This window comes from Nitratidesulfovibrio liaohensis, from assembly GCF_011682075.1.
Taxonomy (GTDB): domain Bacteria; phylum Desulfobacterota; class Desulfovibrionia; order Desulfovibrionales; family Desulfovibrionaceae; genus Cupidesulfovibrio; species Cupidesulfovibrio liaohensis.
This window is the reverse complement of record NZ_VSMK01000017.1, coordinates 1-9,660: the sequence shown is the minus strand read 5'-3', so window position 1 is coordinate 9,660 and position 9,660 is coordinate 1. Positions and strand designations below refer to the sequence as shown.

Annotated in this window: 8 protein-coding genes; 2 read left to right on the top strand and 6 right to left on the bottom strand. The window is 66.6% G+C overall.

Features of this window, described 5'->3' with window-relative positions:
- On the top strand, positions 1-1,881 hold a 1,881-nt coding region (locus FVW27_RS00900), incomplete at its 5' end, for a molybdopterin biosynthesis protein (RefSeq protein ID WP_167121918.1).
- A gap of 123 nt (positions 1,882-2,004) precedes the next feature.
- Positions 2,005-2,751 carry a methyltransferase domain-containing protein gene (locus FVW27_RS00895; protein WP_167121916.1) on the top strand — a complete coding sequence of 249 codons (747 nt, stop codon included), beginning with the start codon at positions 2,005-2,007 and terminating at the stop codon, positions 2,749-2,751.
- A gap of 270 nt (positions 2,752-3,021) precedes the next feature.
- On the opposite strand, the gene leuB is transcribed toward FVW27_RS00895, so the two are convergent.
- The 6 genes from leuB to FVW27_RS00865 all read right to left on the bottom strand — a co-directional run bounded on the left by leuB (position 3,022) and on the right by FVW27_RS00865 (position 9,379).
- A complete protein-coding gene (leuB, locus tag FVW27_RS00890) occupies positions 3,022-4,098 on the bottom strand; it encodes a 3-isopropylmalate dehydrogenase (protein WP_167121914.1) in 1,077 nt (358 codons plus the stop codon).
- Between the two features lie 254 nt (positions 4,099-4,352).
- Positions 4,353-4,844, bottom strand: a complete 492-nt coding sequence (locus tag FVW27_RS00885; RefSeq protein ID WP_167121912.1) for a 3-isopropylmalate dehydratase small subunit — start codon at positions 4,842-4,844, stop codon at positions 4,353-4,355.
- A 52-nt stretch (positions 4,845-4,896) separates the two neighbouring features.
- Complete coding sequence (gene leuC / locus FVW27_RS00880) at positions 4,897-6,153, bottom strand: 3-isopropylmalate dehydratase large subunit (RefSeq protein ID WP_167121910.1); 1,257 nt, start codon at positions 6,151-6,153, stop codon at positions 4,897-4,899.
- Positions 6,154-7,698 carry a 2-isopropylmalate synthase gene (locus FVW27_RS00875; RefSeq protein WP_167121908.1) on the bottom strand — a complete coding sequence of 515 codons (1,545 nt, stop codon included), beginning with the start codon at positions 7,696-7,698 and terminating at the stop codon, positions 6,154-6,156.
- A gap of 228 nt (positions 7,699-7,926) precedes the next feature.
- A complete protein-coding gene (gene pssA, locus FVW27_RS00870; RefSeq protein ID WP_167121906.1) occupies positions 7,927-8,676 on the bottom strand; it encodes a CDP-diacylglycerol--serine O-phosphatidyltransferase in 750 nt (249 codons plus the stop codon).
- Positions 8,677-8,734: 58 nt separating this feature from the next.
- Positions 8,735-9,379, bottom strand: a complete 645-nt coding sequence (locus tag FVW27_RS00865) for a phosphatidylserine decarboxylase family protein (RefSeq protein ID WP_167121904.1) — start codon at positions 9,377-9,379, stop codon at positions 8,735-8,737.
- Positions 9,380-9,660 lie beyond the last annotated feature (281 nt).

Below are 9,660 nucleotides of genomic sequence, written 5' to 3'. Positions count from 1 at the left end.
CGCGCCGCGCTGGACCGCACCGCGCTGGTCCGCGCCGAAACCGTGGGCTCGCACGAGGCCGCAGGGCGGGTGCTGTCCGAGGCGGTATACGCGCGCTATTCATCGCCCACCATGCACAGCGCGGCCATGGACGGCATTGCCGTACGCGCTGCGGACACCTTTGCCGCGCGCGAGGGGCACCCCGTGGCCCTGCGTCGGGGTGAAGGCTATCACCCGGTCAACACCGGCCACCCCATGCCCGAAGGGTGCGACGCCGTGGTGATGATCGAGCACGTGGCCCAGCTGGACGCGGACACCGTGGAAATCGAGGCCCCGGCCTTTCCGTGGCAGCACGTGCGGCGCATCGGCGAGGACATCGTGGCCACGGAGCTGCTGTTTCCGCGCAACCACCGGCTGGCCGCCTGCGACGTGGGCGCGCTGCTGTCCGGCGGTATCTGGGAGGTGCAGGTGTGGGAACGGGTACGCATGCGCATCATCCCCACCGGCGACGAGGTGCTGGACTTCACCACCAGGCCGGAACCGGGCGCCGGGCAGGTGGTGGAATCCAACTCGCAGGTGCTGGCGGCCATGGCCCGTGACATGGGCTGCATCGTCGAGCGCATTCCCCCGGTGCCGGACAACCCGGACGCCCTGCGCGCCGAACTGGCCCGCAGCCTGGACGAGGGCGTGCACGTCACCGTGCTGTGCGCGGGCTCGTCCGCGGGCAGCAAGGACTTCACCCGGCAGGTCATCGCGGCGGAAGGCCGCGTGCTGGTGCACGGCATTCAGGCCATGCCCGGCAAGCCTTCGCTGCTGGGCGAATGCCGCGGACGGCTGGTGGTGGGCGCGCCCGGCTACCCCGTCAGCGCGGTGGTCTGCTTCGACGAACTGGTGGCCCCGCTGGTGGCGTGGATGGGGCGCACCGTTCCGGCGGACCGCCCGTCAGCAGAGGTGCACCTGACGCGCAAGGTGCCCTCCAAGCTGGGGGTGGAGGAATTCGTGCGACTGGCCGTGGGCCGCGTGGGCAACCGGCTGGTGGGCACCCCGCTGGGACGCGGCGCGGGCAACATCACCACGCTTTCGCGGGCGCAGGCCGTGGCCCGCGTTCCCGCGCTGTCCGAGGGCGCCACCGAGCACGATGTGCTGCGCGCCCGGCTGACCGTACCCGAGGCGGTGCTGGACTCCATTCTGGTCTGCGTGGGCAGCCACGACAACACCCTGGACGTGCTGGCCGACGAGCTGATGGGCGGCGAGCGGCCCTTCCGGCTCATCTCAACCCATGTGGGCAGCATGGGGGGCATCACCGCGCTGCGCGGCGGCTCGTGCCACTTCGCCGGGGCGCACCTGTTCGACCCGGAAACGGGGGACTTCAACTTTCCCTTCCTGGACAAGTACCTGCCCGACATGGACGTGCGGGTGGTGAACCTGGCCATCCGGCATCAGGGACTCATCGTGGCGGCGGGCAACCCCAAGAATATCGGTAAAGTGGAAGACCTTGCGCGGTCGGACGTGCGCTTCATCAACCGCCAGCGCGGCGCGGGCACGCGCATCCTGCTCGACTGGCACCTGGGGCAGGCGGGCATCGCGCCTTCGCTGGTGCAGGGCTACGACAAGGAAGAATTCACCCACATGGCCGTGGCCGTGAACGTGCTGACCGGCGCGGCGGACTGCGGCCTGGGCATCCATGCAGCGGCGCGGGCGCTGGGGTTGGACTTTGTGCCGCTGGCGCGGGAGCGGTACGACATCGTGATTCCCGCCGCGCACATGGACGATGCGCGGGTGCAGGCCATGCTGGCCCTGCTGCGGGACGAGCGGTTCCTGAAGCGGGTGGAAGCCATGGGCGGGTACGAGACGACGCTGTCCGGGCGGCTGATGGAGAGAGGGATGGGGCTTGAGGGGTAGTGGCAGGGAAAAGGGCGTGCCTTGTCGAGGGGCGCTTTCCTTTATGCGGCGGTAACGCGCGGGCGCGCGTGCAATCACGTGCGGTAATTTCACACGGTTTTGGCTGTGCAAGAGGTTTGCCTGGTGGATATTCCGCGCATTTTCACTATTACGGAAAGCAATCACCGTATCCATAATCCGTTCACGCCGGAAAAATTCGCCACGCTTGGTGCGGTGTTGCATCTGGAGCCGGGGACGCGTGTGCTTGACCTTGGCAGCGGCTCTGGTGAGATGTTGTGCACATGGGCGCGCGATTACGGGGTTACCGGCGTCGGCATCGACATGAGCCCGTTGTTCACCCGGCAAGCGAAGCTTCGTGCCGAAGAACTTGGCGTCGCCAAGCAGGTCGAGTTCATCCACGGCGATGCTGCGGGCCATGTCGCCGCCGCAAAGGTGGGGGTGGCTGCCTGCGTCGGCGCCACGTGGATCGGCGGGGGCGTGGCAGGCACCATCGAGCTTCTGGCGAAGAGCCTGTGCGCCGGAGGCATCATTCTTGTCGGTGAGCCTTACTGGCTTCGGGTGCCGCCTACGGAAGACGTTGCCAGGGGGTGCCATGCCAATGCCATTTCGGATTTTCTCGTACTTCCGGAACTTCTCGGGTCTTTTGGCGACCTTGGCTACGATGTGGTGCAAATGGTGCTGGCGGATCAGGAAGGCTGGGACAGGTACGAGGCCGGCAAGTGGCTTACCATGCGGCGCTGGCTTGAAGCGAACCCCGACGACGATCTTGCGCAGGAAGTTCGCGCCCAGCTGACCTCGGAACCACAACGCTATGCAGCCTTCACGCGTGAATATCTTGGATGGGGCGTGTTTGCGCTGATGGCGCGGTGATGTGGGGTGGCTGCGCGGTGACGGCTTCTGCGCGGACAGTCCCGCGTTTTTTGGTTCCCCTCGGTTTCGTCATGCCTCCGGCGGGCAGGGGGTGTTCACCAGCGCGCCACTGCCTTCGTGGAGGGCGCGTCCGCCAAGGCGCGACACGTCTCCCTTTCGCTTCATCTCCATGAAAAACAGGCGCGCCGCCGCTGCAAACCTGCAACGACGGCGCGCCATTCTTTTCCAAAACCGGCCTATGGGCGCATGCCGGGCCACGCCGTCAGGGCATTACACCCGCTCGGTCACCAGGTTCCCCATGCTCACGGTGCCCACCAGCGTCTTGCCTTCTTCCATGATGTCGCCGGTGCGGTACCCTTCGCGCAGCACGCCGCTGACGGCCTGCTCGATGGCCACGGCTTCCTTCTCCAGACCGAAGGTGTAGCGCAGCATCATGGCCACGGAAAGGATGGTGGCCACGGGGTTGGCCTTGTTCTGCCCGGCGATGTCCGGGGCGGAGCCGTGGATGGGCTCGAAGATGCCGGGGCCGCTGGCGCCCAGCGAGGCCGAGGGCAGCATGCCGATGGACCCGGTGATCACCGCCGCCTCGTCGGACAGGATGTCGCCGAACAGGTTCTCGGTGACGATGACGTCGAACTGGGCGGGCCAGCGCACCAGCTGCATGGCCGCGTTGTCCACGTACATGTGGGTCAGCTCCACGTCGGGGTATTCCCTGGCCACCTCGATGACCACGGCGCGCCACAGGCGCGACACGGCCAGCACGTTGGCCTTGTCCACCGAGCAGACCTTCCTGCTGCGTTTGCGGGCCGCCTCGAAGGCCACGCGGGCGATGCGGCGCACCTCTTCTTCATTGTAGATCATGGTGTTGTAGCTGGTGCGCAGGCCGTCGCGCAGTTCTTCCTCGCACACCGGCTCGCCGAAGTAGACGCCGCCGGTCAGCTCGCGCACCACCATCACGTCCAGACCCTGCGCGGCGATGTCGGCGCGCAGCAGGCAGGCCCCGGCCAGTTCGGGCAGCAGGGTGGCCGGGCGCAGGTTGGCGAACAGCCCCAGCGCCTTGCGGATGCCCAGCAGCCCCTTTTCCGGGCGGATGGCGGTGGGCAGGGTATCCCACTTGGGGCCGCCCACGGCGCCCAGCAGCACGGCGTCCGCCGCCTTGCACGCGGTCACGGTTTCGTCCGGCAGGGGGCCGCCCGTGGCGTCGATGGCCGCGCCGCCGATGAGTGCATTGGTGTAGCTGACGGTGTGGCCGAACTTCTTGGCCACCTTGTCCAGTACCTTCACGGCCTGTTCCACTATTTCCGGGCCGATGCCGTCGCCCGGCATCAGGCAGATCTTCATGTCCATCTGGATATCCCTTCTCGATGACCGATGCGCGCTATGGGTGGTGCGGCGGCGGGGTGTACGGCTCGCCGCCGGAATGGTCAGGATTGGCTTATCTCGCTTCCGCCTTTTCTCCTCGCGCCTGCAAAACCGGCATGCGAGGGATTTTGTTCTCCGGCGAGGAAGAGGCGTCTTTCGCGGAGGGAGCGTACTCTTTTCGTACGTGACCGGAGCGAAAGGCGCATCTGACGAAGCCGGAGGGCAAAAGACCCGAATGCCTAAGCCAGCTTCTCGCGGACGTAGGGGACGAGGCCACCCTTATCCAGCAACTCCCGCATCGACGCAGGCAGCGGCGGGCAGGTGATGGTGGCCCCGGTGGTGCGGTTGGTGATCAGCCCCTTGGCCGCGTCCACTTCCACGGTGTCGCCGTCGGCGATCTTGTCCACCTCGTCGCCCACTTCCAGCAGCAACAGCCCCATGTTGAAGGAGTTGCGGTAGAAGATGCGCGCGAAGCTGTGCGCGATGACCACGGGCATGCCCGCGCCCAGGATGGCGATGGGGGCATGCTCGCGCGACGAGCCGCAACCGAAGTTGCGCCCCGCCACCATCACGTCGCCGGGCTTCACGCGTTTCACCCAGCCTTCCTCAAGGCCGGCCATGCAGTTTTCGCCCAGCTTCCGGGTGTCGGTGGTCACCAGAAAGCGCGCGGGGATGATGGCGTCGGTATCGATATGCTCGCCCACCTTGTGGGCGGTGCCGGTGTAGCTCATGATGCGTAAACCTCCATGCGTGGCGTGTGGAACTGCCCCTGTCTACTGGGGCCTACAGGCTGCCGGGATGGGCGATGACGCCCGCCACGGCGGATGCGGCGGCAACTGCCGGGCTTGCCAGATAGACCTCGGACTCCAGGCTGCCCATGCGCCCGCGGAAGTTGCGGTTGGTGGTGGCGATGGCGCGTTCGCCATCGGCCAGAATGCCCATGTGCCCGCCAAGGCACGGCCCGCAGGTGGCCGGGCCCACGATGCAGCCCGATTCCATGAAGGTCTCGATCAGCCCTTCCTTCAGGGCTTCCTTCCACACGCCGGGGGTGGCGGGCAGCACGATGCAGCGCACGCCCTTGGCCACCTTGCGGCCCTTCAGCACTTCCGCCGCCTCGCGCATGTCGCTGATGCGGCCATTGGTGCACGAGCCGATGACCACCTGATCCAGGGTCACGCCCTGCACTTCACCCACGGGCTTCACGTTTTCGGGCAGGTGCGGGCAGGCCACCACGGGCTCCATGCCGGATACGTCGAAGGTCAGCTCGCGTTCGTAGGTCGCGCCGGGGTCTGCGGACAGGGGGGCGTCCTTGCGGCCGCGCGCGGCGGTGTAGGCAAGGGTCTTCTCGTCGGCGGCGAACAGGCCGACCTTGCCGCCTGCCTCGATGGCCATGTTGGCGATGGTCATGCGGCCTTCAACGGACAGGGCCTCGATGGCAGCGCCGTCGAATTCCAGCGCGCGGTACAGGGCGCCGTCCACGCCGATCTCGCCGATGAGGCGCAGGATCAGGTCTTTCGCGCCCACCCACCTGGGCAGGGTGCCGGTGAAGGTGGCCCGGATGGTGGGCGGCACCTTGAACCACGTTTCGCCAAGGGCCATGGCCCCGGCCACGTCGGTGGACCCAAGGCCGGTCGCAAACGCGCCTAACCCTCCGTAGGTACAGGTGTGGCTGTCGGCCCCCACCACCACGTCACCGGGGCCGACCAGCCCCAGTTCGGGCAGCAGGGCGTGCTCCACGCCGCAGTCGCCGCCTTCGTAGTAGTGGGTGACGCCCATTTCCCTGGCGAATTCGCGGGTCAGCTTCACCTGCTGCGCCGAATCGATGTCTTTTTGCGGGGTGAAGTGGTCCATGACCAGCGCCACCTTGTCGCGGTCGAACACCTTTTTCGCCCCCATGGCCCGGAAGGACTTGATGGCGAGCGGAGCGGTGATGTCGTTTGCCAGAGCCAGCGAGACGCGACAGCGGACGATCTGCCCCGCGGCCATGATCGCCTCGTCGGTGTGCGCCTGCAGGATCTTCTGCGCAAGCGTGTGTGCCATCTAGATGCCCTCCTTCTCTTGCTCTTCTTCTTTCTTTGCCAGGCGGTTCAGCGCGTTCACGTACGCGCGGGCGCTGGCCAGTATGATGTCGGGGTCGGACCCGCGTCCGACCGCGCTGCTGCCGTTCTGTCTAAGGCGTACGGTCACCTCGCCCTGGGCGTCGGTGCCGCCGGTGATGGCGGTGACCGAATACCGTTCCAGGATGGGCGTACGGCCCACGATTTCGCCAATGACGTTGAAGATGGCGTCCACCGGCCCCACGCCGAATCCGGCGGCGCGCTTCACCTCGCCCATGACGTCCATGACCACGGCGGCGGTGGGGGGCATGCCGGTGTCGCTGCACTGCACGGAAAGGTTCACCAGCCGGTACAGGTCGGGCAGGCGGTAGACCTCTTCAAGCACCAGTGCCTCGATGTCCTCGTCATAAATCTGCTTCTTCTTGTCCGCCAGCTTCTTTACCGCCTCGAACACGGTGACCAGCTGGTCTTCCTCCAGCCGGTAGCCCAGCTCTTCCAGCTTGTTCTTCACGGCGTTGCGGCCCGAATGCTTGCCGATGACAAGGTCGGTCTTGGTCTTGCCGATGGATTCCGGCGTCATGATCTCGTACGTTTCGCGGTTCTTGAGCATGCCGTCCTGGTGGATGCCCGATTCGTGCGCGAAGGCGTTGGCGCCCACGATGGCCTTGTTGGGCGGAATGGGCTGGCCGATGATCATGGACAGCAGGCGGCAGGTGGGGAACAGCTGCTCGGTCACCACGCCGCAATCCAGCTGGTAGAAGTCGCGCCGGGTGTGCAGGGCCATGACGATTTCCTCGAGCGAGGCGTTGCCTGCCCGTTCGCCAATGCCGCTGATGGTCACTTCCGCCTGGCGGGCCCCGGCCTTCAGCGCGGCCAGGGTGTTGGCCACGCCCATGCCGAGGTCGTTGTGGCAGTGCACGCTGAACACGGCCTTGTGGCTGCTCGGCGTGTTCTCGATGACGTACTTGATGAGCCGCCCGAATTCCTCGGGCTGGGCATAGCCCACGGTGTCCGGCACGTTGATGGTGGTGGCCCCGGCGTTGATCACCGCCTCGAACACCCGCACCAGAAAGTCGGGGTTGGAGCGCGAGGCGTCCTCGGCAGAGAACTCCACGTTGCTGGTGTACCGGGCGGCATGGCGCACGGCGGCCACGGCCATTTCCACTACCTGGTCCGGTTCCTTGCGCAGCTTGTACTGCATGTGCACCGGCGAGGTGGCGAGAAAGGTGTGGATGCGCGGATTTTCGGCCACCTTCACGGCGTCCCAGGCGCGGTCGATGTCGGCGGGCATGGCGCGGCACAGGCCCGCCACTTCCACGCCCCTGACGGCGCGGGCAATGGCCTGCACGGCCTCGAAGTCCCCCTGGCTGGATGCGGGGAACCCGGCTTCCATGATGTCCACGCCAAGGATTTCCAACTGGCGGGCCAGGCGGATCTTTTCCTGAAGGTTCATGGTGGCGCCGGGCGACTGTTCGCCGTCGCGCAAGGTGGTGTCGAAAATGCGGATGCGACCGGATTCGATGGTCATGATTCGTGCTCCTCTGGCTGCGGTCCGCGCCCGTTGTGGTTGAGGGCGGGACCATGGCGCTGATGCGCGGTCGTCACGTGCGGCGTGTGCGCCTGACGGATTGCTGCATCTGTTCGTTAGCTGCGCGCCGGCCCGGGAGACGGGACTCTGGCTGAGAGGAGGGTACACGTCCGCCCGGGAACGGCGTGCGTTCCTGACACGGAGGTACGGGGCGCTGCTACGACAACCCTAGGATAGGCTGCGTAGTAGCTTGTGATTGCGGCGGGGAATGATGACGAAGGTGTACACGGGACCAGAGATGAGGTAGCCCGCGAACACCAGGAAACCCAAGAGCTTGGGTTCGGAGGAGACGAGTACGAACAGCAGGATGGCGGTAACCATCGAGCTGAACGGATGGGCCTTGATGAGCCCGTATTCCTTGAAGGATGCGTAGCGCACGCGGCTCACCATGAGGAAGGCGAGCACGAAGGCGAGCGCAAGGCAGAAGCGCGGGAAGAACCCCGCGAACTGTTCGGGCACGTAGGGGCTGAACAGCACCAGCGTGGCCACGGCGCAACCGGCCGCCGGGATGGGCAGGCCGATGAAGAACTTCTTGGAGGTGGTGGCGGTGGAGATGTTGAACCGGGCAAGGCGCAACGCCCCGCACACCGCGAACAGGAAGGCGGCGGCGATGCCGAGGCGACCGTACTGGTGCAGCTGCCACTGGTACATCATGAAACCGGGCGCCACGCCGAAGGCCACCAGGTCGCACAGCGAATCGTACTGGACGCCGAATTCGCTGGCGGTATTGGTGAGGCGGGCCACCTTGCCGTCCAGGCCGTCCATGAGGGCGCTGAACAGAATGGCCATGGCGCAGTCTTCGTACCGCCCGGAAACGGCCCACAACATCCCCAGGAAGCCTGCAAAGAGGCTTGCCGTGGTGAAGAGGTTCGGGAGGATGTACACTCCCTTGTGGATCGGGCGGGCGGGCTGTTCCATGGCCTTGCGGCTGTCCTGTGCCTTTCTGCGGTCTGTGAACCGTTAGGATTGAGCGGGGTTAGGCGTTGCGGCGCGCCACTATGGTCTGCCCGGCGAACACCTGTTCACCCACGTTCACCGCCGGAGAATAGTCGTCCGGCAGGTAAAGGTCAACCCGCGAGCCGAAGCGGATCATGCCGAAGCGCTCGCCACGGGCCAGCGTATCGCCTTCGTCGGTCCGGCACACGATGCGCCGGGCGATCAGCCCGGCGATCTGCACGAAGGTCCAGGTGGAGCCGCCGTCCTCGGTCATCTGGTAGGCGCAGCGTTCGTTGTCGGTGGATGCCTTGTCCCACGCGGCGTTCAGGAACTTACCGGGATGATAGGCAATGCCGGTCACCGTGCCCGTTACCGGGGCGCGGTTCACGTGCACGCTGAACACGTTCATGAAGATGCACACCGCCGTGCGCGGCTGGCCGGTGAACGGGTCGGGCATGGTCTGCACGCGCACCACCTTTCCGTCGGCGGGGCTGACGGCAAGGCCGGGCGCGGTGGGGGTGACCCGTTCCGGATCGCGGAAGAAATGGCAGCAGAACCACGTCAGCAGCATGAACACGAAGCTGCCGGTGGCGCAGCCGAGCATGGCGAGGGAAAGCGTGACGAGGGCGCACAGGCCGATGGCCGGGACGCCTTCGGGGGTGATGCCGATGGAGGCTTTGCGCATGTAGGATACCGTTGGTTGCGGTGGGTTGCAGAGCGCCGGGGCCGCCGTGGGCGGGCCGCGTGCGGGCAATATGGCGGGAGTGTAGGCAAAAGCCGCCCCGCTGGCAACCTGCGGGCGAACGGGGAAGGCAGGGGCCTGGATGAAGGCATGCGGCAGAGGGCGGAGGCGGGCGACGTGGGGCGGGGGAATGGGCGATGGATTGGCGGGCTGTTGCAGCCGGGCGCTACCGGGTTTGCTCCGGCGCTGCCGCGCAGCGGGTGCCCGCACGCTGCCGGACGGTT

What these genes read in the sequence shown, in the direction of transcription:
- pssA (WP_167121906.1), bottom strand. Translation starts at nt 8,676, where the DNA reads ATGGAACAGCCCGCCCGCCCGATCCACAAGGGAGTGTACATCCTCCCG.
- FVW27_RS00875 (WP_167121908.1), bottom strand. Translation starts at nt 7,698, where the DNA reads ATGACCATCGAATCCGGTCGCATCCGCATTTTCGACACCACCTTGCGC.
- FVW27_RS00885 (WP_167121912.1), bottom strand. Translation starts at nt 4,844, where the DNA reads ATGAGCTACACCGGCACCGCCCACAAGGTGGGCGAGCATATCGATACC.
- FVW27_RS00865 (WP_167121904.1), bottom strand. Translation starts at nt 9,379, where the DNA reads ATGCGCAAAGCCTCCATCGGCATCACCCCCGAAGGCGTCCCGGCCATC.
- leuC (WP_167121910.1), bottom strand. Translation starts at nt 6,153, where the DNA reads ATGGCACACACGCTTGCGCAGAAGATCCTGCAGGCGCACACCGACGAG.
- leuB (WP_167121914.1), bottom strand. Translation starts at nt 4,098, where the DNA reads ATGGACATGAAGATCTGCCTGATGCCGGGCGACGGCATCGGCCCGGAA.